Source organism: Lichenihabitans sp. PAMC28606, from assembly GCF_020616535.1.
Lineage (GTDB): Bacteria > Pseudomonadota > Alphaproteobacteria > Rhizobiales > Beijerinckiaceae > Lichenihabitans > Lichenihabitans psoromatis.
This window is the reverse complement of the sequence record NZ_CP085136.1, coordinates 571,491-595,508: the sequence shown is the minus strand read 5'-3', so window position 1 is coordinate 595,508 and position 24,018 is coordinate 571,491. Positions and strand designations below refer to the sequence as shown.

General features: G+C 63.3%; 19 protein-coding genes and 1 tRNA gene. 9 read left to right on the top strand and 11 right to left on the bottom strand.

Features of this window, described 5'->3' with window-relative positions:
• Positions 1-64: 64 nt before the first annotated feature.
• On the bottom strand, positions 65-1,768 hold the full coding sequence (locus tag LGH83_RS02820) for an adenylate/guanylate cyclase domain-containing protein (RefSeq protein ID WP_227400521.1): 1,704 nt from the start codon (positions 1,766-1,768) through the stop codon (positions 65-67).
• Positions 1,769-2,033: 265 nt separating this feature from the next.
• Here LGH83_RS02820 and LGH83_RS02815 point away from each other — a divergent pair, with 265 nt between their 5' ends.
• Entirely contained in the window at positions 2,034-3,416 is a 1,383-nt protein-coding gene (locus LGH83_RS02815; RefSeq protein WP_227400520.1) for an NAD(P)-dependent oxidoreductase, read from the top strand.
• Between the two features lie 2 nt (positions 3,417-3,418).
• Positions 3,419-4,735 (top strand): NAD-dependent dihydropyrimidine dehydrogenase subunit PreA, encoded by a 1,317-nt coding sequence (preA, locus tag LGH83_RS02810; RefSeq protein ID WP_227400519.1) that lies wholly within the window; start codon positions 3,419-3,421, stop codon positions 4,733-4,735.
• A gap of 18 nt (positions 4,736-4,753) precedes the next feature.
• Here the strand turns inward: preA and LGH83_RS02805 are convergent, their stop codons facing one another.
• Both LGH83_RS02805 and LGH83_RS02800 read right to left on the bottom strand, forming a co-directional pair.
• The gene (locus tag LGH83_RS02805) at positions 4,754-5,437 is read right to left on the bottom strand and encodes a DsbA family oxidoreductase (protein WP_227400518.1); all 684 of its coding nucleotides are present in this window, start codon (positions 5,435-5,437) and stop codon (positions 4,754-4,756) included.
• Positions 5,438-5,465: 28 nt separating this feature from the next.
• The gene (locus LGH83_RS02800) at positions 5,466-7,289 is read right to left on the bottom strand and encodes an extracellular solute-binding protein (RefSeq protein ID WP_227400517.1); all 1,824 of its coding nucleotides are present in this window, start codon (positions 7,287-7,289) and stop codon (positions 5,466-5,468) included.
• Between the two features lie 310 nt (positions 7,290-7,599).
• On the opposite strand from LGH83_RS02800, the gene LGH83_RS02795 reads away from it, so the two are divergent.
• A complete protein-coding gene (locus tag LGH83_RS02795; protein WP_131117025.1) occupies positions 7,600-8,340 on the top strand; it encodes an invasion associated locus B family protein in 741 nt (246 codons plus the stop codon).
• A 103-nt stretch (positions 8,341-8,443) separates the two neighbouring features.
• Here the strand turns inward: LGH83_RS02795 and hspQ are convergent, their stop codons facing one another.
• Positions 8,444-8,773 carry a heat shock protein HspQ gene (gene hspQ, locus LGH83_RS02790; protein WP_227400516.1) on the bottom strand — a complete coding sequence of 110 codons (330 nt, stop codon included), beginning with the start codon at positions 8,771-8,773 and terminating at the stop codon, positions 8,444-8,446.
• A gap of 212 nt (positions 8,774-8,985) precedes the next feature.
• On the opposite strand from hspQ, the gene LGH83_RS02785 reads away from it, so the two are divergent.
• Positions 8,986-9,372 carry a HesB/IscA family protein gene (locus tag LGH83_RS02785; protein WP_131117020.1) on the top strand — a complete coding sequence of 129 codons (387 nt, stop codon included), beginning with the start codon at positions 8,986-8,988 and terminating at the stop codon, positions 9,370-9,372.
• Between the two features lie 72 nt (positions 9,373-9,444).
• Here the strand turns inward: LGH83_RS02785 and LGH83_RS02780 are convergent, their stop codons facing one another.
• Entirely contained in the window at positions 9,445-11,025 is a 1,581-nt protein-coding gene (locus LGH83_RS02780) for a DEAD/DEAH box helicase (protein ID WP_227400515.1), read from the bottom strand.
• Positions 11,026-11,236: 211 nt separating this feature from the next.
• The gene (parE, locus tag LGH83_RS02775) at positions 11,237-13,342 is read right to left on the bottom strand and encodes a DNA topoisomerase IV subunit B (protein ID WP_227400514.1); all 2,106 of its coding nucleotides are present in this window, start codon (positions 13,340-13,342) and stop codon (positions 11,237-11,239) included.
• A 133-nt stretch (positions 13,343-13,475) separates the two neighbouring features.
• On the opposite strand from parE, the gene recJ reads away from it, so the two are divergent.
• Positions 13,476-15,269, top strand: coding sequence for a single-stranded-DNA-specific exonuclease RecJ (gene recJ, locus LGH83_RS02770; RefSeq protein ID WP_227400513.1), 1,794 nt, complete (start codon positions 13,476-13,478; stop codon positions 15,267-15,269).
• Positions 15,270-15,371: 102 nt separating this feature from the next.
• Positions 15,372-15,447 (top strand) — tRNA-Glu (locus LGH83_RS02765).
• 52 nt (positions 15,448-15,499) lie between these two features.
• On the opposite strand, the gene LGH83_RS02760 is transcribed toward LGH83_RS02765, so the two are convergent.
• Entirely contained in the window at positions 15,500-16,678 is a 1,179-nt protein-coding gene (locus tag LGH83_RS02760) for an NAD(P)/FAD-dependent oxidoreductase (RefSeq protein ID WP_227400512.1), read from the bottom strand.
• 102 nt (positions 16,679-16,780) lie between these two features.
• Between LGH83_RS02760 and LGH83_RS02755 the strand changes: the two genes are divergently transcribed.
• The 3 genes from LGH83_RS02755 to LGH83_RS02745 all read left to right on the top strand — a co-directional run bounded on the left by LGH83_RS02755 (position 16,781) and on the right by LGH83_RS02745 (position 19,008).
• Positions 16,781-17,092 carry a Dabb family protein gene (locus LGH83_RS02755; protein ID WP_227400511.1) on the top strand — a complete coding sequence of 104 codons (312 nt, stop codon included), beginning with the start codon at positions 16,781-16,783 and terminating at the stop codon, positions 17,090-17,092.
• Between the two features lie 84 nt (positions 17,093-17,176).
• The gene (locus LGH83_RS02750; protein ID WP_413771094.1) at positions 17,177-18,505 is read left to right on the top strand and encodes an MFS transporter; all 1,329 of its coding nucleotides are present in this window, start codon (positions 17,177-17,179) and stop codon (positions 18,503-18,505) included.
• A 341-nt stretch (positions 18,506-18,846) separates the two neighbouring features.
• Entirely contained in the window at positions 18,847-19,008 is a 162-nt protein-coding gene (locus LGH83_RS02745) for a DUF3309 domain-containing protein (RefSeq protein WP_170314087.1), read from the top strand.
• Between the two features lie 78 nt (positions 19,009-19,086).
• Here the strand turns inward: LGH83_RS02745 and glpX are convergent, their stop codons facing one another.
• The 4 genes from glpX to glnA form a co-directional block, all read right to left on the bottom strand.
• Positions 19,087-20,082: a class II fructose-bisphosphatase gene (gene glpX, locus LGH83_RS02740; RefSeq protein ID WP_131117001.1), complete on the bottom strand. Its 996-nt coding sequence runs from the start codon at positions 20,080-20,082 to the stop codon at positions 19,087-19,089.
• 45 nt (positions 20,083-20,127) lie between these two features.
• Entirely contained in the window at positions 20,128-21,435 is a 1,308-nt protein-coding gene (locus tag LGH83_RS02735; protein WP_227401708.1) for a homoserine dehydrogenase, read from the bottom strand.
• A 104-nt stretch (positions 21,436-21,539) separates the two neighbouring features.
• A complete protein-coding gene (locus LGH83_RS02730; protein WP_227400510.1) occupies positions 21,540-22,478 on the bottom strand; it encodes a lytic transglycosylase domain-containing protein in 939 nt (312 codons plus the stop codon).
• Positions 22,479-22,567: 89 nt separating this feature from the next.
• Complete coding sequence (glnA, locus tag LGH83_RS02725; RefSeq protein WP_227400509.1) at positions 22,568-23,977, bottom strand: type I glutamate--ammonia ligase; 1,410 nt, start codon at positions 23,975-23,977, stop codon at positions 22,568-22,570.
• Positions 23,978-24,018 lie beyond the last annotated feature (41 nt).

Below are 24,018 nucleotides of genomic sequence, written 5' to 3'. Positions count from 1 at the left end.
CCGGTTGCGATGACGTTCGTCTGGGTGATCTAACCCGAACGGCAGCGGCGTGCCAGCCACAGCCTCAGCTTGCGAGCGCGTCGCTTTGCAAACGCGGCAGCAGGTCGCGGGCGGCCTCCACGAAGACCACATCGATCGGCGCACTCAATCCTCGGACGGCGGTCGCTTCGGCTCGTAAGTCGCGCGTGTCCAACCGCCCGTGATCGGCAACGATCTGCGACACGGCCATCTGGACGCCGGCCGTTTTGGCCATGGCTTCGAGGCGGCTGGCGACGTTCATGGCGAGACCGATGACCGACATGGCGGGTTTCTCGCCATAGCCCACGCGGCCCAGAACATGAGCGCCCGCATGCAGGCCCATGGCGATCCGGAGGGGTTGCCGCATCTCGTTCACGAGGCGTTCGTTGAGCGCCGATAGAGCGCGATCGATCTCGGCCGCCGCCACCATGGCGGAGCGGCAGGTTGCGGCGAGCCCGGCCGGGTCGCCAAACAGGGCGATCAGCCCATCCCCTGCATAATTGGTGATCCATCCATCATTCGCATGGATCGGGCCACCCACCGTGCCAAAAAACTGATTGAGGATGTAGATCACGTCGAACGGCAGCCGACTCTCGGTCAGGGCCGTGAAACCCCGCATGTCGACGAACAAAACCGCGAGCTCTCGCTCGGCTGCCGTGTCGGCCTCCGCCATCGCGGGAAGCCTCTGTCCGGTCGTGGCGGATTTCAGAAGCGGCATGATCGTGATGGCGGCAGAAGGGCGAAGTTGGCAGGCGAGACGGACATTGTCTGCCGCCCCGATCGTCTTCAGGGTCCTGCGTTCGGCGTCGGAAGGCGGCGCCGCCTCTGCGGCGCCGCTCAAAACCAGAACGCGGCAGGTCGAGCAGCGACCGCGGCCGCCGCAGGTCGACAGATGGGGGATTTTATTCCGGCGGCTGATTTCCAGCAGCGTTGGGCCAAGTTCGGTTCGGACCAACGGTCCGCCGACATACTGAACCTGGATCCGCTTGGCGCGCTGCGACACGGCGAGGCCGAGCGCAACGGCCGCCGCGATTGCGAACAGCCCGACCACATACCCGTTCTGCGCGTCCTCTCGCACTGACTGGATGCTGGCTGAGGCGCGCTCATCGGGCCAATGCGTCTCAGCCTTCAGGGCCTGGAGCCGGGCCGGATCCCTGATGGCGGCTTCGATGATGCGGCCCTGAACGCTGGAGCCGGCGAGCGCCGCAAAGGGCAACAAGACGGCGATTGCGAGCAGCAGCGGGGCAAGTCGCCGATATAGCGGGGTCGACCTCAGCCAGAAGTGGAGACCGAGACATCCGTGGATCCAGACCAAGAGCAACAGGACGCTCTGCGGCACGAACGATGCTGGCCAGATTCTGGCAAGTTCATAGGAATAGGTGTCCGAGACACCGAAAGCGGTGGCGGCCACGCGGGTATTGACGATGTGAGGCAGCAAAAAGATCGGAATCGCGAAGCCGAGGACGATCTGCGCCCATTCCGCGATGGGCAATCGGAGAGTGCGACGGCGCACCATCTTCCAGGACGCCAAGGCCACATGGATCAGCAGCGCCGCGACAAGAACGATGCTGCCGATGATCGATCGGTCGATCGCGATACGCCAGTCGTCGAACACCAGCATCGCATCAAGGCTGACCAGTCCCAACGCGTGATTGAAAAAATGCGCGGTTGCGAAGGCGAACAGAATGAGCCCGGAAACGAGACGGGCCTTCTGCACCAGCGACCCGCGCCACAGATCATGTTGGGCCAAGATGCGTATCCGGTAAGGATCAGTCGTTCGGCATGCCGGACCGTCCTGCTTCGCAGCAGCCACGTCAACCCGTGAGGCCCGGTCGCGGCAGGTTGTCGCTTCGTTGCGCGACGCTTCAAAACGAGGCAGTCGCCGGACAATCGATCGGCTGTTAGGCAATTACTCGACGCACTGCCGAGATTTCGCACATTAGAATGGTTCTGCTTGACAAGGTTCTGTCACACTGAAAACTTGACCAAACGGTCAGGTTCGAAGGGTGGCGGCGATGGAGCAGAGCAGCGAAATGGTGACGGGGGGGCGTCTATCGGCCGAGCAATATGCGCGAAACTTTGCCGACCTGACGCCGCCGCTGACCCGGCATGAGGCTTTCGTCGAATCCGATCGGTGCTACTTCTGCTACGACGCGCCCTGTCAGAACGCCTGTCCGACCAAGATCGATATTCCGCTCTTCATCCGTCAGATCGCGGCCGACAATGCCATCGGGGCCGCAGAGACGATTTTGTCAGCCAATATCATGGGCGGAATGTGCGCCCGCGTCTGCCCGGTCGAAACGCTCTGCGAGGAAGCCTGCGTCCGCGAACATGCGGAGCATAAGCCCGTTCACATCGGCCTGCTGCAGCGGCACGCGACCGACGCGATCATGAAGACCGGCCAGCAGCCATTCCGGCGTGGTCCTGAGACGGGTCGCCGCGTGGCGGTCGTGGGTGCCGGTCCAGCGGGTTTGGCGTGTGCCCATCGTCTCGCGCAACTCGGGCACGCCGTCACGCTGCTCGATGCCAAGCCCAAGCTCGGCGGCCTCAACGAATATGGCATCGCGACCTACAAGGCCGTCGACGATTTTGCGCAAAGGGAAGTGGATTTCATTCTGTCGATCGGCAGGATCGAAGCGCGGGCCGGGGTAGCGTTGGGCCGCGACTTCGATCTCGCCTCGCTCCGGGCCGAATATGACGCGGTGTTCCTGGGCCTCGGGCTCGCGGGCTTTAACGCGCTCGAGGGAATGGACGAGGCCGCTCATGTGGTCGATGCGGTCGGCTTCATCGAGCAACTTCGTCAGGCTTCGGACAAGTCGACCGTGGCGGTCGGCCGCCGCGTCGTGGTGATCGGCGGCGGCATGACGGCGGTGGACGCTGCCGTGCAATCAAAGAAGCTCGGGGCCGAAGAGGTTACGATCGTCTATCGGCGCGGGCCGGAACACATGAAGGCGAGCCTCTTCGAGCAGGAACTGGCGCAGCGCAGCGGCGTCACGATCCGCCATTGGGCGAGCCCGGCGGGGTTCGAGCAGGCGGGCGGCCGCGTGTCGGCAGCCCTGTTCGCGCAGCGATCGCCCAGCGACGCGGCGGGCGGCACGGTTTTGGCGGCCAATGGCGGTTCGGCCCTGAGGATCGAGGCCGACATGGTGTTGCTGGCGATCGGCCAAAGCTTCATCGAAGCACCGCTCGGGCAGGGGACCTTGGCGCTGTCGGGCGGCAGAATCGTGATCGACGACGACCGCCGCACGTCACTGCCCGGCGTCTGGGCCGGCGGCGACTGTGTCGCGGGGGGCCAAGACCTGACCGTCAGCGCAGTCGAAGATGGCAAGCAGGCCGCCCTCTCGATCGATCGGCTGTTGCAAGCCGCCCAACAATCCGTCGCAGGCCATGAGGAATGACCATGGTCGATCTGAGCACGAATTTCCTCGGCATCCGCTCTCCAAACCCATTCTGGCTGGCTTCGGCGCCCCCGACCGACCGCATGACCAATGTGGTCCGCGCCTTCAAGGCGGGCTGGGGTGGCGTCGTCTGGAAAACGCTTGGCGAGGACCCGCCCGTCGTCAATGTGTCGGGCCCGCGCTACGGCGCGATCCACGGTCCGGATCGGCGGCTTATCGGCCTCAACAACATCGAGCTCATCACCGATCGACCGCTCGACCTCAACCTCCAGGAGATCAAACAGGTCAAGCGCGACTGGCCGGACCGCGCCATGGTGGTGTCAATCATGGTGCCCTGCGATGAGGCGAGCTGGAAGGCGATCCTGCCGCGCGTGGAAGAGACTGGCGCTGACGGGATCGAGTTGAATTTCGGGTGCCCGCACGGCATGTCGGAGCGTGGCATGGGTTCGGCGGTTGGTCAGGTCCCCGAATATATCGAGATGGTGGCGCGCTGGTGCAAAACCTACACGCGCATGCCGGTGATCGTGAAGCTGACGCCGAACATCGCCGATATCCGGCATCCGGCACGGGCGGCGAAGCGCGGCGGCGCCGATGCCGTGTCGCTCATCAACACGATCAATTCGATGATGGGGGTCGATCTCGACCGCATGTGTCCGTCGCCGCAAGTCGACGGTAAGGGAACCCACGGCGGTTACTGCGGGCCGGCCGTCAAGCCGATCGCGCTCAGCATGGTGTCAGAAATCGCGCGTGATCCCGAGACTTACGGGCTGCCGATCTCGGCGATCGGCGGCATCACGACCTGGCGCGACGCGGCCGAATTCATCGCCATGGGAGCCGGTTCGGTGCAGGTCTGCACCGCCGCGATGACCTACGGGTTCAAGGTCGTGGAGGAGATGATCACCGGCCTGAAAACATGGATGGTCAGCAAGGGTTACGAGCGGATCGACGACTTCAGAGGCATGGCGATCGGCAACGTGACCGATTGGCAATATCTCAACCTCAATTATGTCGTGAAGGCCAGCATCGATCAGGACCTCTGCATCAAATGCGGCCGCTGCCACATCGCTTGCGAAGACACATCGCATCAGGCCATCACGACGACGGTCGACGGGGCTCGCAAGTTCGTCGTGAAGGACGAAGAATGCGTCGGTTGCAACCTCTGTGTCGAGGTTTGCCCCGTCGAATCATGTATCACGCTCGTCCATCAGACCGAGGGTGTCGACCCTCGCACAGGCCTGCTGAACAATCGCCCCTATGCCAATTGGACGACTCACCCCAACAACCCCGCATCGGCGGCGTTCAAGCAAGCTGCCGAATAAGGTGAGGATGCGTCAGGATCAGGCCGTCATCGGCGCAGGCGCGGCGAGTTCGGCGCGGGCGCGGTCGATGGCGGTTGCAAGAACGTCGGCCGCCTGCGCGCCCGACACCGCGAAAGACTGAGCGAAGATGAAAAACGGCACGCCCGAGACGCCAATTCGAACCGCCTGAGCAATCTCGGCCTGGATCAGGTCGATGTCGCGCGGGGTCGCAAGGGCTTCTGCCACCTCCACGCCGTTCAGACCGGCCGAAGCAGCTAGATCGGCCAGAATTGTCGGCGAGCCGATGTCGCGACCGTCCACAAAATAGGCTCGGAACAGCGCCTCGGCGACGGCATCCTGCACGCCTGCGGCCGCCGCCCAATGCAGCACGCGATGCGCGTCGAGTGTATTGACCGATCGGGTGATCCGGTCGAAAGCGAATTCTAGCCCTTCGCCGCGCCCCGCTTCGGTCAGGCGCCCATGGATCTCATCGATCCGCTCGGCGCTGCCGAACTTCTTGATCATGTAGTCGTGCCGATCGAGACCCCCGGCCGGGATCGTCGGGTCGAGCTGAAAGGGGTGCCAGCGCACGGTGATGTTGTCGTCGGCGCGTTCGGCCAGTGCGGCCTCAAGCCGGCGTTTGCCGACATAGCACCAGGGGCAGACGACATCGGAAACGATGTCGATCACAAGCGGCGGCCGGCTGTCGATCGGATCGGTCATCTGGAATCCTCGGCCATCGGGCTCTGCGTCAGGGCGCCTTGCGCCACCAATATTCGATCGGAGAGGTATTGCTCAAGCCGAACAAGGGCAAGTGCTCCGGATGGCGAAGCATCGCGGAATAGGCGACCCACTGATCCGCCGAGTGATAGAGCGGGATGATGTAGAAGCCCGACAGCAACACCCGATCATAAGCCCGCACGGCCGCGACGAAATCGTCTTGGCTTGTGGCCGACAGCATGGCGGCGATCATTGCATCGATGGCTGGCGAGCGCGCACCGGCCAGGTTGAACGAAGCCTCCTGTGCGGCGCTGGCCGACCCCCAGCGGGAGCGTTGCTCGGCCCCGGGCGACGGAGATGCGGTCCACGTTCCGAACATCATGTCGAAATCGAAGGCCTGCCGACGCCTCTGATACTGCACCTCGTCGACGGAGCGCACATGGGCCACGACCCCAATCCGCGCGAGGCTTTCGGAATAGGCGAGCGCCAGCCGCTCCTGGCTGCGGTTCGTCACCATGATCTCGAAGCTGAGCGGCTCGCCAGCACGAGACACCAGCAACCCGTCGTGAATGTCGTAGCCGGCTTGTTTCAGCAACGCCAAGGCGGCCTGCGCGGGACGTCGGTCGCGCCCCGACCCATCCGTGGTCATTTGGCGCCATGTTCCGGCAAGAATGTCGGGCCTGACCGCGTGCGGGAACGGCGCGAGAAGGCTCCGTTCGGTGGCGTCGGCCGGACGCCCCGTGGAGGCAAGCTCGCTATCGGCGAAGAAGCTGTCGGTCCGTCGGTAGAGGCCGTTGAACAGCACGGCGTCGATCCATTCGAAATCGAACATGTCGCCGAGCGCCTCGCGCACCAGAACGTCGGCGAAGATCGGCCGCCGCGTGTTGAAGGCGAATCCCTCCATGCCCTTCGGCAGGCCGGAGTGGACCGTCTCCTTGGTGATCCGGCCATCACGCACGGCCGGGATGTCGTAGCCTGTCGTCCAGCGGGTGGGGTCGGTCTCGAGCCGGTAGTCGCACAGCCCCGCCTTGAAGGCCTCGAACATGCCGTTCGCGTCGCGATAATAGTCGATCGTGACCGTGTCGACGTTGAACATGCCCCGTCTGATCGGTTTGTCTTTGGCCCAGTAATCGGGATTCTTCTGGAGGGTTAGGCGTTGGCCGGGCACCACCGAGGCGACCCGATACGGTCCTGTCGCAATCGGCGGCGCAAGCGACGTGTCGTCGAATGCCTTCGGGTCGACGTGGTTCTTCGGCAGCACCGGCATGAGGCCGAGCGTCATCGGCATCTCCCGGTCGTTCAACCCGCGCAGATCGAAGTGCACCGTCAGCGGATCCGGACTGTCGACGGATCTGATCAGGCTGAAGGCGGCGCGCTGCTGCGGTCGCCCCTTCTGCTTGAGCAGATTAAACGTGAAGATCACGTCGTCGGCCGTCACCGCCGACCCGTCGGAAAACCGGGCCTGCGGATCGAGATGAAACGTCACCTCGTCGCGCGCCACATCGGTATCGATCGACCTCGCGATTAGCCCGTAGAGCGTGAAGGGCTCGTCGAGCGAACGCGTCATCAGCGTCTCGAAGACGTTGGTGTTCAGACCCTGAGCGGTCGAGCCGGCCTTCAGATTGAACGGGTTCAGGCTATCGAATGTGCCGAGGTAGCACATGGCGAGCTTACCGCCCTTGAGAGCGTCGGGGTTCGTATAGGGCAGGTGGCTAAAATCGGCCGGCAAAGCCGGGGCGCCGTGCATGGCGATGGAGGGAGCGTCGGCCGCAAAGGCACAGGCGAGCGGCGCGGCCGCCAGCAACAGGCCTCCGGCGATCGCGAGCAAAGGTCGCAGGCAGCTGTGCGCGGGCATGATGGATCGACCGGTCGTGAAGCTCATGCGGTGGGCATGCCGAATCTGGAGGCGAAGGTCCAGCCTCTCATACGAGCACCAGCGACCGACATCCAGACGATCGCGACAGACCGGAATGAGATGTCTGGCGTTCGACCGGCGGAACGACTAAGGAACCCGTGGTCAACCTGTCGCCTTAATCCACAGCAAAGACCTTTGAATCGTTTCGCGCCTCGGCGAACGCGATGCTGCAACAGCATCCTGGTCGCGGAGGCGTCCGCTCATCGCAACCCGGCCGGCATGCCGCCAACCGACCTCGAAGGATGTCTATATGTTGTTTCGTCTGACGCGCACGCGTGCCGCTTCTCTTGCGGTGTGCATCAGCCTCGCGGCCCAGGGGTTTTCCGGCGCTGCCTTTGCCCAAGCCGCCAAGCAGCCCGCCGCTCCCGCGGCTCAAGGGCAGCAGGCTCAACCGCAGGGACCCATCAAGGTCGATCTGCAGCCCTCGCAGGCCGATTGGACCAAGGTGTGCGGCAAGGACCAGGGCGCCAACAAGGAAATCTGCTATACGACCCGCGATTTCGGCAGCGCGCCGGATCAACCCCCGGCCATCGCGGTCGCGGTCTACGACATCAAGGGCGACGACACGCGGATCGTTCGACTGCTGATGCCGGTGGGCTTGCTGCTGAAGCCGGGCTTCCGCTTCTCGATCGATAAAGGCCCGCAGACCGATGGCGCCTTCGAGATCTGCATGCCCAACGGTTGCTTTGCCGAAGCGAAGGTGAAGGGTGTGTTGATCGACCAGTTGAAAAAGGGCACGCTGCTCAACGTGTCCGTGAAGAACTCGGTCAACAACGAAGTGAGTTTCACGATCCCGCTCGCCGGGTTCGGCAAGGCCTTCGATGGCGCGCCGATCGACCCCAAGGTTCTCGAACAGCAGCAGCAGCAGCTTCAGCAGCAGTTGGAAGCCAAAGCCAAGCAGCAGCGCCAGTTGCTCGAGCAGCAAAATGGCACGGCTGGCGCTCCGGCCACCCCCGCGGCTCCTGCAGCACCGGCGCCGGCCAAGAAGTAAGCTAGCTTAGCGGTCTAAAAAATCGAAGCCCTGCGGGTCATGTGACCCGCAGGGCTTTTCTTTGTCGATGACCGGGACCGAGCGTGCAGGTGCAAGGTCGGCCCTAATTTCGAGGACTCGACTTGGCCTTATATTCTCCATCCTCGGTTCGGACGAAGACCTCGTCGATCTGCGCATTTCGAAGGGGTTCGCCGGAGGTGTCGGGCAAGAGGTTTTGCTCGGACACATAGGCCACATACTCGGTCTCGGTGTTCTCGGCGAAGAGGTGATAAAACGGCTGATCCTTGCGTGGACGCACATCTTCGGGGATCGCCATCCACCATTCCTCGGTATTCGCGAAGACGGGATCGACATCGTAAACGACGCCGCGGAACGGGTATTTTCGATGCCGAACCACTTGGCCGATGCCGAATTTTGCGGTGCTTTCTTTCATTCAGGTCGCCATATCGGTCCGTTTGTCCCACTGCGGAGCAGCGCGACCGGACGCCTCTTGAGGTCGGGATCAGACGGTGATTTTAGCGTGTTCGAAGGGGGAGGGAAGTGTTCCTTCGGTCCACTTGCGATGCTCCCTGGCGAAAGCGTCGATTCATCGTTACATTACGCTGAAATAGATCCGCGCTGGGCGCGGCATCATGGAGAACGAGGATGGGTGCTTCGGCATCGCGTTTCAAGGTCGTCTCGCTGACGGACGCTGCGGCTGATCGGGTCCGCGAGATCATGGCTAACGCATCGGGCGGGCAGTTTGGCTTGCGCGTCGGCGTGAAGAACGGCGGCTGCGCTGGCATGTCCTATACGATGGAATTTGCCGACGCGGCCATGCCGCATGATGAAGTGATCGAAGACAAGGGCGTTCGCGTCCTCATCGATCCGAAAGCCATTCTGTTCCTGCTCGGAACCCGGATGGATTTTAAAACCGACAAGCTGTCCTCGGGCTTCGTGTTCGAGAACCCGAACCAGACCTCGGCTTGCGGCTGTGGCGAGAGTGTCGCGATCACGCCCGCCACCCCGGACGCGATGGCAGCCTTGAACTAAGGGTAGCCGACTCGGCAACAAAAAAAGCGCGGCAGGATCTGCCGCGCTTTTTTCGTTTCAAGTCGTCCGCTTTTACTTGATGCGGACCGGACGCAACAGGAAGGACGGCACGTGATCGCCAAGGCCGATCACCGGCGTATCGTCCTCGTCGCGGTCGCGATAATGGCGACGGGGTGCCGGCGTCTCGGCGGGCGAGCGAGGACGCTGGGCCTCGGCCGGCCGGTTGTTGCCGTTTCGGTTGTTGGACGGCGCGCCGCGATCCCTCGAGGGGGCGCGCTCAAGCCGTTCGGGCCGCTCCTGAACGCGCGGTTCCTGAGTTTCGACCCGTGCCGGCGACGCCTCGGACCGGACCGTCGCGGCCTGGGCGCGAGAGGCTGGCGCGACATCGGCGGAGGCGCTGCGATCGGGATTGCGCGTCGAGGACCGACGCGATGATCGCACCTCGCGTCCGGACGACGACCGATCACCCTGAGACGGCCCGCGCCGGCGATCGCTGGTCGACTCGTCGTCACCTTCGTCAGTGATCTGATCCGGAGTCACTCCCGCCCACTCGATCTTGCGCTGGATCAACTTTTCGATGTCGTCGATGTAGCGCTGATCGGCGCGCGTCACGATTGACAAAGCGGTGCCGAGTTTGCCAGCGCGGCCGGTCCTGCCGATGCGATGGACATAATCCTCCGCATGGGTCGGCACGTCGAAATTGAACACGTGGCTCACATCCGGAATGTCGAGGCCCCGCGCCGCGACATCCGAGCAGACCAGCAAGCTGACATCACCGTTTCGGAATGCGTCGAGCGACAACATCCGCGCGCGCTGGTCCATGTCACCATGCAAGGCCCCGACCGAAAAGCCATGCTTCTCGAGTGACTTGGTCAAGATGGCCACATCCCGCTTCCGATTCGAGAAGATGATCGCGTTTTTGAAACCGGCCGATTTTCGCAACAATTGACGCAACGTCTCGCGTTTGGCGGAACCGGGAGCAGACGCCACCAGCCCCTGCGTGATCGTTTCAGTCGTCGAGGATGCCCGTGCAACCTCGATGCGGATGGGGTTGTGCAAGAATTGTTGGGTCAGACGAGTGATCTCCGGCGGCATGGTGGCCGAGAAGAACAAGGTCTGACGCGTGAACGGCACGAGCTTACAGATGCGCTCGATGTCAGGGATGAACCCCATGTCGAGCATACGATCGGCTTCGTCGATGACCAGAATTTCGATGCCGGTCAGCAGCAGCTTGCCGCGTTCGGCAAAGTCAAGCAGTCGCCCCGGTGTGGCGATCAGGACATCTGCGCCGCGCGTGATCTTGGCTTCCTGGTCGCTGAACGAGACGCCGCCGATGAGCAGCGCCACATTGATCTTGTGATTGATGCCGTAGCGGACGAAGGATTCTTCGACCTGTGCGGCAAGCTCGCGGGTCGGCTCCAGGATCAGGGTCCGCGGCATTCGCGCCCGAGCGCGACCTTGCTCAAGGCGGGACAGCATCGGCAGCGTGAAGGCCGCTGTTTTACCCGTGCCGGTCTGCGCGATTCCGAGGACGTCGCGGCCGGCGAGCGCATGTGGAATGGCTTCAGCCTGGATCGGCGTTGGGGTCTTGTAGCCCGCCGCGTCGATGGCCTGGAGGACCTTGTCGCTCAGGCCGAGTTCGTTAAAATTCATTAGTTCATCTTGCGTGAGAGAGCGATAAAGGGAACACAAGCAAACCACGTTTGTGGATGCACGCGCGTTGATCGCTCATCAGCCAAGATCACGCGACTGTTCTACACTTTCAACGTTTCACTTAAGGATTAATCTCGGCGAGTCAACAGCGAGATGCTGCAGCATGGCTTCTTCGGCCTGTATTGCCCTGTAGACCGCTCTGATTCGACCATTAGATATCCACAAGGTTGCCGGCTGCCGGAGCACGGGCCTGAATAAAAGCGAACCGAGCCTCTGGCTTGTTGCCCATCAGCCGCTCGACAGCGCCCGCGGTTCCCTCGATCTGGTCTTCAGCGATCATGACACGAAGGAGCGATCGCTTGCTCGGGTCCATCGTGGTCTCCTTCAAGTCGCGCATCGGCATTTCGCCAAGCCCCTTGAAGCGGCTGATCTCGATCTTGCCTTTGCCGCTCAACTTGCTGCGGATCAACTCGTCCTTGTGCTTGTCGTCGCGCGCATAGACCGACTTGGTGCCCTGGGTCAGACGAAACAACGGGGGCACCGCGAGATAAAGATGACCCGTATCGATCAATTTCGGCATCTGACGATAGAAATACGTGATCAGCAACGATGCAATATGGGCACCATCGACATCGGCGTCAGTCATGATGATGATCTTGTCGTAACGCAGTTCATCGTCGCGATACTGGGCGCCTGTGCCGCAGCCGAGCGCCTGCGCCAAATCGGCGAGTTGCTGGTTGGCCGCGAGTTTGTCGCGCGTCGCATTGGCGACATTCAGAATCTTACCACGAAGCGGCAGCACTGCTTGGGAGGCACGGTCGCGCGCCTGTTTGGCCGAACCACCCGCCGAGTCACCTTCGACGATGAAAAGTTCGGAGCCCTGGGTCGAATTGTTCAGGCAATCCGCCAGCTTTCCCGGCAGACGCAGTTTGCGTGTCGGGGTCTTGCGCGCCGTGTCTTTTTCGGCGCGGCGGCGCTGCCGCTCGTCAGCTCGGTCGATGCTCCAGTCGAGCAGCCGCAACGCCTGCGAGGGCGTATCGGCCAGCCAATGATCGCAGGCGTCGCGCACGGCGGCATCGACGATCCGCGACGCTTCTAGCGTCTGCAGCCGCTCCTTGTTTTGGCCTTGGAACTCCGGCTCGCGGATGAACACAGACAGCATGGCGGTGCAGCCTTGCAGCACATCGTCGGCCGTCACGGCGGCGGCGCGTTTGGCCTGTCCGATCCGCTCGGCGTGATCCTTGAGGGCGCGGAGGAGGGCGGATCGCAACCCCGCCTCATGAGTGCCGCCGTTCGGCGTCGGGATCGTGTTGCAATAGGATCGGACGGAGCCATCGTCGTCGGACAGCCACGTTACGGCCCATTCGACCGAGCCGTGACCACCGGCTTTAGTGACTTTGCCGGTGAACGGCTGATCGGTCACGAGGGACCGGCCATCGACCTCGCGTGCGAGAAAATCCTTCAGGCCGCCGGGAAAGCGGAAGGACGCCTCGGTCGGCACGGAGGAGCCGGGCGGAATGCGCTCCGGCGCACACCGCCAACGGATTTCGACACCACCAAACAGATAGGCCTTGGACCGCGACATGCGGAGAAGCCGCGCCGGATCCAGGCTGGAGCCTTCGCCGAAGATCGTGGCGTCGGGCCGAAACCTGATCCGGGTTCCACGCCGATTCTGCACGCGGCCGATGGTCTCGAGTGGACCGAGAGCGAGACCGCGTTCGAACACCTGACGATAGAGCGTCTGCCCGCGGGCCACCTCGACCTCGAGCCGCTCCGACAAGGCGTTGACGACCGAGACGCCGACGCCGTGCAACCCGCCTGACGTCTGATACGCACCCGAATCAAACTTACCGCCGGCATGCAGCACCGTCATGATGACTTCGAGGGCCGATTTGTTGGGGTATTTGGGATGCGGATCGATCGGGATGCCTCGCCCGTTATCCGTGACGCTGACGAAATTATCGGCCTCGACGCTGATCTCGATGAAGGTCGCATGTCCCGCGACCGCCTCATCCATGGCATTGTCGATCACCTCGGCGAAAAGATGATGCAGGCCGGACGCGTCGGTGCCGCCGATATACATGCCGGGGCGTCGGCGCACCGGTTCGAGCCCTTCGAGCACTTCGATCGAGGAGGCGGTATAGCCGTCCTCGCCCGGCGTCGAGAGGCTTGGCGTCGAAGGGCTTGGCGTCGACAGGTTCGGCGCGCCCCCCGAGACGACCGGCATGGTCCGCTTGCGTCCGCGCGCCGGCCTGTCCTCAGGCTCCGGCGTCTGCACGCTCGGTTCCGAATTGAAAAGATCGTCGCTGTCGACCATAAGGTGTCGGACCCCAGTATTCCTTGGTGGTTTATCGCACGGATTACGCGTGCGACGAACAAATAGGAAACGTTTTCCCCATCAACGAGCCCGGTTCGTCGTCGCGGGGCCAGTTGCGCCGGACCGAACGCCCATGAGCCGCGCTTTTCTCGGAGTCGAACACTCGATGCTCGGCCGTGCCTGGCGCGATCGGCTTGCGGTCTCCGAAGCCGTGCAGGCCGATGCGATTAGGCAGACGCTGGGCCTCTCCGATCTGCTCTCCCGCGTTGTTGCGGCACGCGGTCAGACGGCGGCCTCTGCGCCGGGCTTTCTGGCGCCCAGCCTGCGCGAGGCGATGCCCGACCCGAACGGCCTGAGCGGCATGGAAGCAGCAGTCGAGCGGCTCGCCGGAGCGGTCGTGGCTGGGGAGGCGGTCGCTATCTTTGGAGACTATGACGTCGACGGCGCCTGTTCGGCAGCTCTCCTGTCCGACTATCTCACGGCCGCCGGACTGCGACCCGCGATCCACATTCCCGACCGTATCTTGGAAGGCTACGGGCCGAACATCCCGGCCATTCAGGCGCTGAAACGCGCGGGGGCGGATCTGCTGGTGACCGTCGATTGCGGGACGACCAGCACCGAACCGCTCGAAGAAGCCCGTCGTCTCGGCCTCGATTGCGTGGTGATCGATCATCATCAGGCGCCGCTGGATCTTCCACCGGCGCAAGCGATCGTGAACCCCAATCGGCAGGACGATCTCTCAGGCCTTGGTCACCTCTGCGCGGCCGGTGTCGTCTTCATGGTGCTGGTCGCGCTGCATCGCGACCTGAGAGCGAGGGGGTTCTGGGCCGGCAAGCCGATGCCTGATCTGCTGGCGGCGCTCGACCTCGTCGCCTTGGCGACGGTGGCCGATGTCGTGCCGCTGGTCGGGCTCAACCGCGCCTTCGTGGCGAAGGGCCTCGCGGTGATGCGTCTACGCGCCCGGCCTGGGCTTGCGGCTCTGTTCGACATCGCCGGGACCGAGGGTCCGCCGACGGCATTTCATCTCGGCTTTCTGGTAGGGCCGCGAATCAATGCGGGTGGCCGGATCGGAGACGCGGCGCTCGGAGCGCGGCTGCTGCTGACGCGCGATCCACTCGACGCGCGGCGCATCGCCGAACAGCTTGACCAACTCAATCGCGAGCGCCGCTCTATTGAAGCGAGCGCCAGCGAAGAAGCCGAGGCCGCAGCCTTCGCGCTCGCCGAAACGACGGACGCACCGGCCTATGCGGCTCTTGTCACGAGCGGTGCGGGTTGGCATCCCGGGGTTGTCGGCCTCGTCGCGTCGCGGTTGCGCGAACGCTATGAGCGGCCCGCCTTCGCGATCAGTCTCGATGGGTTGGTCGGCACCGGGTCCGGACGATCGATTCCGGGCGTGGATCTCGGGCGTATCGTGCGGGCTGCGGTCGAGACCGGCTTACTGATCAAGGGCGGCGGCCATGCCATGGCGGCCGGCATCACCATCGAGGCGGCACGGATCGACGCGTTTCGGCTGTTCTTGCATGAGCAGATGGGCGACGCAGTTGCACTGTCGCGCGCCGCAAGCGCGCTCGAGATCGACGCGGCCCTCTCGGCCGCCGCCGCATCGATCGACACGATCGAATCGATCGAGACAGCCGGCCCGTTCGGCAGCGGCAATCCGGAGCCGGTCTTCGCTTTCCCAAATCACCGCCTGACCAGTGTCGTGCCTGTCGGCACCGACCATCTGCGGCTGACGGCGGCGGGCCCGGATGGAACACGGCTGAGCGGCATCGCGTTTCGTGCGGCCAGCAGCCCGCTCGGCGTCGAGCTTCGCGCCCAGCAGGGCCGTCTCGTGCATCTGGCCGGCACGTTGACGGTCAGTCGCTGGGGCGGAAGCGGGCGCGCCGAACTGCGCGTCATGGACGCAGCGGTTCCCGAGCAGCGTTGAAACGCGACACTTTTGCCACCAACCCGGCTTGCCAGGGAAAAAACCTCTGCTATACGTCCGGTCGTCGCTGGTTCATCCTCATTCATTGAACCCGTTGCTTGTGCGCCCATCGTCTAGCGGTCTAGGACGTCGCCCTTTCACGGCGAAAACAGGGGTTCGATTCCCCTTGGGCGCACCAAAGGCGCTGCGTCCCTCATCGAGCATTCAGGCCTGCGGCTATAGTCCTTCGATCACGCAGCTTGTCCCGCGCACCAGCCCGACGACCACGCCCACTGGAAATTATAGCCGCCCAGCCAGCCGGTCACGTCGACGACCTCACCGATGAAATAGAGACCCGGCACGCCTTTGGCCGCCATGCTGCGCGAATCCAGATCGCGCGTGTCGACACCACCAACGGTGACCTCAGCGGTGCGATATCCCTCCGATCCGGCCGGTTTGAAGCGCCAGCGATTCACCGCCGTATCGATTTGCCGAAGGATGTTGTCCGAACATTCCGCAAGCATGATCGGGCCGGGATGAGCGTCGACGACGACTTGGGCCAGGCGCTTTGGAAGCACGGTCGAGAGCGCGGTCTGCAGGGCTTGGCGGCCGTTCCGCTCCCGCGCGCTCCTAAGCGAATCGAAGACATCCGTGTGGGGCGCCATCGCGATGGTGATCTCCTCGCCTTCGCGCCAATAGGATGAAATCTGCAGAATCGACGGCCCGCTGAGGCCGCGATGGGTAAACAGCATGCCTTCGTCAAACCGTATTTTGCCGCTGGTCGTGGCAGCTTCGACCGTCACGCCGACGATCGGTTGCAAGCGTTCCAGCATCGCCGGGTCGAGCCGCAATGGCACGAGGCCCGGACGCGGCTCGACGAGGCGCATGCCGAAGCGCGTGGCGATCTCATAGCCAAAGCCGGTCGCCCCCATCTTGGGGATGGATCGCCCCCCCGTTGCCACCACCAACGCCTCGCAAGCGATCTCCTCGCCATCGACCACGAGCGTGAAGCCGGTGTCCGCCTTATCGACCGCATCGATCCGGATGCCGAGCCGAAGCGCGGCGCCGTGACGCTCCATTCCGTCGCGCAGGAGCGTGACGATCTGCATCGCCGAGCCATCGCAGAACAATTGGCCGAGCGTCTTCTCGTGATAGGCGATGCCATGACGCTCGATCATCGCGACGAAATCGGCGGCGGTGTAGCGGCGGAGAGCCGAGATGCAGAAACTCGGGTTCTGCGACATGAAATTTGCGGGAGCCGCGTGGATGTTGGTGAAATTGCACCGACCACCGCCAGAAATGCGGATCTTCTCGCCGGGCGCATCGGCATGGTCGAGGACCAGCACGCGGCGGCCGCGCTTCCCGGCTTCGGCAGCGCACATCATACCGGCCGCGCCGGCCCCGAGCACCACGACATCGTAACGGTTCACTTTGGCTCCTGGATCATCAGCTGCATGCGGGCCGACCGCATCGCTCGCGGCGAGCCCGCGATCATGTATCGTGTCTTGCAAAAGTGGACGAGAGAGGCTGCCATGCTGCGACACATCGTTTTTGCTCACCTCCGCGCCGACGTTCCGGCTCACGAGATCAGCGGCATCTTCGCCCAACTTGCGGCGCTGCAACAGGTCATACCAGGGTTGCTGGCCTTCTCGGCCGGTCCGAACGAAAGCCAAGAGGGGCTCAGTCGCGATTTCACGCACGCGTTCACGGTGGATTTCACCGATGCAGCCGCGCGCGATGCTTATCTGGTGCATCCCGCGCATCAAGCGGCCGGCGCGCGGCTCGTCTCAGCCGTGAAGGACGGCACGGCGGGGCTCGCTGTCGTCGACTTCACCGTCGATTGACCCGCTCTCGGCAAAGCCCTTGCGTCCCACCGGCCAAGCTGAAAGTTTGCAGCAACGACGCCGTTTCATGCAAGCCGGTGAACCATGACCGATACTGAGATGGTGCGACGCTCTTCCCGGATCGGCGCTGCGCCGGTCGGCCGCTGGCAACAGACCCGTTCGATCCTGATCGGCTCGATCGGCAACCTCATCGAATGGTACGACGTCTACGCTTACTCGGCCTTCGCGCTCTATTTTGCAGGCTCGTTCTTTCCGCAGACCGACCCGGTCGCGCAACAACTCTCGGCCGCCTCCCTGTTTGCTGTGGCGTTTCTGATGCGACCTGTCGGGAGTCTGCTGTTCGGCTATTGTGCCGACCGCTTCGGCCGCCGCACCTCGCTCACCTGGTCAGTTTTGCTGATGTGCTTTGGGTCGTTGCTGATTGCCGTCAGCCCCACCTACGCGACGATCGGCGTATGGGCGCCGGTGATCCTGTCGCTGGCCCGTATTCTTCAAGGGCTAAGCCAGGGCGGCGAATATGGCACGAGCGCCACTTACCTCAGCGAGATGTCGGAGCCGCAGCATCGCGGCTTCTACTCGGGCGTCTGGTACGTCACGCTGATCGGCGGTCAATTGCTGGCGCTCGTGGTGCTGCTGGTGCTTCAGAAGCTGCTGCTGACGCCGGACCAGTTGAAGGCGTGGGGCTGGCGCATTCCCTTCGTGATCGGCGCTCTTCTGGCTGTCTACGGCTATTACATGCGCCGCGATCTCGCCGAGACGGAACTGTTCAAAACCGCGAAGGCGGATGCGACGCGCGTGAGTTTCTGGAGCCTGATCGCCAGCAATTGGCGCGGAATGCTTCTCGTGATCGGGATCACGATCGGGGGCACCTCGGCATTTTACACCTACACGACCTACATGCAGAAGTTCCTGAAGCTCTCGGTCGGTTTGACGGATGACCAGACCACGCTGGTAACGGCGGTCTCGCTGCTGTTCGCCATCATGCTCCAGCCGATCTATGGCGCGATCTCCGATCGGATCGGCCGCAAGCCATTGCTGGTCGGCTTTGGGGTCCTCGGCACGCTCGGCACGGTTCCGCTCCTGAGCGCGCTGCATGATACGAAAAGCCAATGGGTCGCGATGGGGTTGATCTGCCTCGCCTGGTTGATCGTCAGCGGCTACACGTCCATCACAGCAATCGTGAAGGCGGAGCTGTTCCCGACCGCGATCCGCGCCGTCGGGGTCGGTTTGCCCTATGCGTTCACGGCAGCGATCTTCGGCGGCTCGGTCGATTACGTTGCCCTGACGTTCAAGAACAACGGCTTCGAGACCGGCTTCTATTGGTACGCCACCGCCTGTATCGCAGTCTCGCTCGTGGTTTACCTGTTCTTGCCCGACACGATGACGGGGTCGCGGATGGACCGCGCCGTTTGACGCTCGGGACTCTCCCGATCGGCAAAGGCCGAAACCTCCGTTGCGCCGTTTCGGTTCTGTGGCGAGGTGTCGGTCGCGAAGATTGCGCCGCCGTTGTAAAGCAGACCCTCGGCAACCCATCGGGACGCCGTTGCATGCCGTACGGTCAGCGCCCACAGTCAAGCTGACGCAATTTTTCCACAATTTTGTCGCGAACCGTGGACCCACTCAGATGTTCGTGGGTTTATCCAACGTAAGGTTGTTTATCTCCGGTCACGCGACCCGGACTTGGCGCCCGCACGAAACGATCGGCTTCACCATGTTTGTTCATGACGTGGTTCGGCCAACATTTGGAGCCTCTCATGACATTGATTCTTTTGATCATCATCGTTCTCGTCCTGTTCGGCGGCGGCGGGTTCTATGGCCGACGTGCCGGTTATTATGGCAATGGCGGGATCGGCATCATCGGTATTCTCGGCATTCTGCTGATCCTGTACCTGCTGTTCGGTGGCAATTTTCACTGACGGCACCTGGCGTTCCGACATATAAAAAGGCCGTGGAGCATCTCCACGGCCTTTTCGTTTGCTGAGACGGACGGGCGATCAGTCGAGGCGAAACTTGCCGAGTTCGCGGTGTTCGGCGTGAATCCGACGGACCGTTCCGGTGACCGATCGATAGATCAGCGTCTCGGTCTCGATCACGTCTTTGCGGAACTGGACGCCGGACAGCAACTCGCCGTTGGTGACGCCGGTTGCCGCGACCACGACGTCTCCGGACGCGAGATCCTTCATGTCATAGATCTTCGTCGGATCGCTGATCCCCATTTTGGCGGCGCGTTCGCGCTTGGCTTCGCTATCAAGGATCAACCGACCTTGCATCTGGCCGCCGACGCAGCGTAAGGCACCGGCCGCCAGCACGCCCTCGGGTGCGCCACCAGTGCCAAGATAGAGATCGACGCCGGTCTGGTGCGACCGCGAGGTCAGAATGATTCCGGCTACGTCGCCATCGGTCAGAAGCCGGATCGACGCACCCGCACGGCGGCAGGCCGCGATCAACTCTTCATGGCGAGGCCGGTCGAGAACACAGACCGTGATCTCGGCCGGGCTGACCCCCTTCGCCTTGGCCAAAGAGCGGATGTTCTCCTCCGGCGTCATGTCGAGATGTACGATGCCGCGCGGGTAACCCGGACCGATGGCAATCTTTTCCATATAGACATCGGGTGCGTTCAGCAGCGCGCCCGATTGCGCCATCGCCATGACGGCGATCGAGCCGGGCATGTCCTTCGCGCAAAGTGTCGTGCCCTCCAAAGGATCGACCGCGATGTCGACTTTCGGCCCCGTGCGCGTGCCGACACGCTCGCCAATGAACAGCATGGGAGCTTCGTCGCGCTCGCCCTCGCCGATCACGATAGTGCCGTCGATCGGCAGGCGGTTCAGCTCTCGTCGCATGGCATCGACAGCGGCCTGATCGGCTCCCTTCTCGTCGCCTCGTCCCCGCAGCCGCGCCGCCGAGACGGCGGCCCGCTCGGTCACGCGCACGAGTTCGAGCGTCAAGATGCGCTCGATAATGTCCTGCTGCTGAATGATGAGGTCGGTCACCGGTTCAATCTCCCTAGGTCCGTCTAAAGCAATGAAGCGCGGCGGCTACTCTCGTTCGATGCGGATCACTTGCGGCGCTTCGGCGATGTAACCGTCCGCCACGACCGCGTCGAGTGCAGTCTGCAAGGCCGATTCCATTGTGCGATAGGTGACGAGCACAACCGGCACCGTCCCGGAGGAGCCCGGATCCCGCCGGGGCGGGTGCCGCTGCACCACGCTTTCGAACGAAATGCTCCGCTCGGCCATGCGGGCCGCGATGGCCGCGACCGCTCCGGGCGTATCGCGCACCGACAGACGGATATAGTAGCCGCCGGCGTGATCGCGGAGAGGTAGGGTGTCGGCCTGTTCCAGCACGGCAACCGGCAGCCCGAGCGGCGCGGAGCGCACACCCCGCGCGATGTCGGCGACATCCGCGACGACGGCCGATGCCGTAGCTTCCCCGCCTGCGCCTGGGCCGATAAGCGTCAATTCACGCACGGCGTCGGCGAAGACCGTGACGGCGTTGATAACGCCGCCGACCTGGGCCAAAGCCGAGGTCTTCGGCACCATCGTCGGGTGCACACGGCCGTCGATGCGGGTGCCGACGCGTTGCGCGATTCCCAGAAGCTTGATGCGGTAGCCCAATTCATCTGCCGCCTTGAGATCGGCCGGCGTGATGGCGCGAATCCCTTCGATGTGCAGCGACTCGATGTCGAGCGCAACGCCAAACGCCAAAGTGGCCAGAATCGCGAGTTTATGGGCGGTGTCGAAGCCATCGACGTCGAAGGTCGGGTCGGCCTCGGCATAGCCCAGCCGCTGCGCCTCCGCGAGACAGTCGGCGAAGGCGAGCCCTTCGTCCTCCATGCGGGTCAAAATGTAGTTGCAGGTGCCGTTCAAAATGCCCTGCACGCGCTCGACCTGATTGCCGGCGAGGCCTTCGCGCAACGTCTTGACGATCGGAATGCCGCCAGCGACGGACGCCTCGAACGCCAAAGCGGCGTGGCGCTCCTCGGCAAGCCGCGCAAGCGCCATCCCGTGATGCGCCAGCAATGCCTTGTTGGCTGTGACGACCGGCTTGCCGGACTGCAACGCCGCCTCGACAGCCGCCTTGGCGGGCCCCTCGGACCCACCCATCAATTCGACGAAAAGATCGATCTCGTCGGACTTCGCCATCGCGACGGGGTCGTCGAACCAATGCAGATCGGCAAGATCGAGGTCACGCGGCTTGCCTCGGTCACGTGCCGATACAGCTGTGACGGTGATGTCCCGACCAGTACGCTGGGCCAGAAGCGCACGCTGCGCGGCGAGACGCCGAAGCACCGAACCGCCGACGGTTCCAAGACCCGCGATACCGACGCGGAGGGGAGCAAGCATGGTGAGACTTTCCGGATCGTCCTGAAGATATTGCGCCTCGACGGGCTTCGAGCATGGCTCCATGCCGGAATTCGTGGGTGCAAGCAATGATCTCGGCCTGCGGGTCAGCTCCGCAGCACGATGCAGGCGCCATGCGCCGCATGGATCTTGCTGCAGAGATCGTTGGCGGCGGCCCGGCTGTCGGCCGGCACCCGCACACGATAGAAGGCCCGGGTGCCGCGTGTGCGGAGGCGCGTCCCGATGATCATGGGTCGCGTGTCGGCGATGATCGTCTCATAGCGGCTCCGCGCGCGCTCGAAACTCGCCAGAGCCCTCGCTTTCGAGAAATTACCCGCCAGTTGCACACCCCACGGCGCGAAAGGCGCTTCGGCCACGAGACGGGTGCTCGTCGTCAACCGGAGGTCCGCGACGATCTGCTGACAGGACGGTGTCGGCTGCAGCGGCGGCGGAGCGTGACCCTTGAGATCCGCGGCCCAATCCTCGGCGCTGCGCCCGGTAATGCGTTGCACGTAGTCCTGCGTTTCGAACGGCAGCCCTCCCTTGCCGGACAACCAGGCGCTTGCCCGAGCTGGCCCGCCATTATAGGCCGCCGCCGCCAGGCCGATATTGCCGAAACGCTGCACGAGGTCGGCCAGCAGGGCGGCCGAGGCCGGAATGGCCTGTTCAGGATCGAACGGATCGGAGAGGCCGCGCTCCCGCGCGGTTCCAGGCATGAATTGCGCGATGCCCTGCGCGCCGGCCGGGCTGACGGCGCCGGCCCGAAAGCTGCTCTCCTGCCAGATCAGCCGCGTGAAGAACGGAACCGGGATGCTGGCCTTGGCGGCCGAAGTCTCGATCAATCGGCACAGCGCTTGTCCGACGCTTTCCTCTCCGGCTTTCGGGGCTGCTGGCGGTGCGGTTGGTGAAGCGACCGGCGTAGTGGCGACAACGGGAGCAGGATCACCCGCCGCGACAGCAAGATCAGGCCGCTCCGTCAGCAGCGAGGAGGCGAGCAGAATGGCGCAAAGCCGAAGCGCGAGAAGGCGGGAGGGCATGAGCCGCATGGCTACTTTTGACGCTCCAACCAGCGGGGACGATCCAGCATAAAAAAAGCGGCCCGAAGGCCGCTTTTCAACACTGCGTCGGTTCGCTCTCAGTACGAATAGTACATGTCGAATTCAACCGGATGCGGGGTCATTTCGTAACGCATCACTTCGGTCATCTTCAATTCGATCCAGGAATCAATGAAGTCGTCCGGGAACACGCCACCCGCCTTGAGGAACTCACGGTCCTTGTCTAGGCTCTCGAGTGCTTCACGCAACGAGCCGCAAACAGTCGGGATCTGCTTCAGCTCTCCCGGGGGCAGATCGTAGAGATCCTTGTCCATCGCATCGCCGGGATGGATCTTGTTGGCGATGCCGTCGAGGCCGGCCATCAGCATGGCCGCGAAAGCGAGATAGGGGTTCGCGGTCGGATCCGGAAAACGGATTTCGACGCGCTTGGCCTTGGGGTTCGACGTATAAGGAATGCGGCAGGATGCCGACCGGTTGCGGGCCGAATAAGCCAGCAGCACCGGAGCCTCGTAGCCCGGGACGAGACGCTTGTAGGAGTTCGTCGACGGGTTCGTGAAGGCGTTCAGCGCCTTGGCATGCTTGATGATGCCGCCGATGTAGAACAGGCAGGTTTCGGACAGATCGGCATATTTGTCGCCTGCGAAGACCGGCTTGCCATCTTTCCAGATGGACATGTGCACGTGCATGCCCGAGCCGTTATCGCCGAAGACCGGCTTCGGCATGAAGGTGGCCGACTTGCCGTAGCTGTTGGCGACCTGATGGATGCAGTATTTGTAGATCTGCATGCCGTCGGCCATCAGCGTCATCTTGTCGAACTTCATGCCCAGCTCGTGCTGTGCCGAAGCGACTTCGTGATGGTGCTTCTCGACCTTGACGCCCATCGACGCCATGGAGGCCAGCATTTCGCCGCGCATGTCCTGAGCCGAATCCATCGGCGGGACCGGGAAGTAGCCGCCCTTGGTGCGGATGCGATGGCCGAGGTTGCCGCCCTCGTAAGCCGTGTCGCCGTTGCTCGGCAATTCGATCGAATCGAGGATGAAGCCCGTGTTGTAGGGATCCGACTTGAAGCGCACGTCGTCGAACACGAAGAACTCGGCTTCCGGACCGACAAAGATCGTGTCGCCCACGCCGCTCGACTTCAGGAAGGCTTCGGCCTTCTTGGCGATTCCGCGCGGATCGCGACCATAGGGCTCTCCGGTTGCGGGCTCGAGCACGTCGCAGATGATCGACATCGTCGAGGCCGAGAAGAACGGGTCCATACAGGCCGTTTCCGGATCCGGCATCAACGTCATGTCAGACTCGTTGATCGCCTTCCAACCAGCGATCGACGATCCGTCGAACATGATGCCTTCCGAAAATGCATCCTCGTCGACGATGCTGATGTCGAACGTCACATGCTGCCACTTGCCGCGCGGGTCGGTGAAGCGGAAGTCGACGTATTTGACATCATTGTCCTTGATCGCCTTGAGGACATCCTGGGCGGTCTTCATGTCGGTCCTTTCTATTCATCACAAGTACACGCGCACGAACC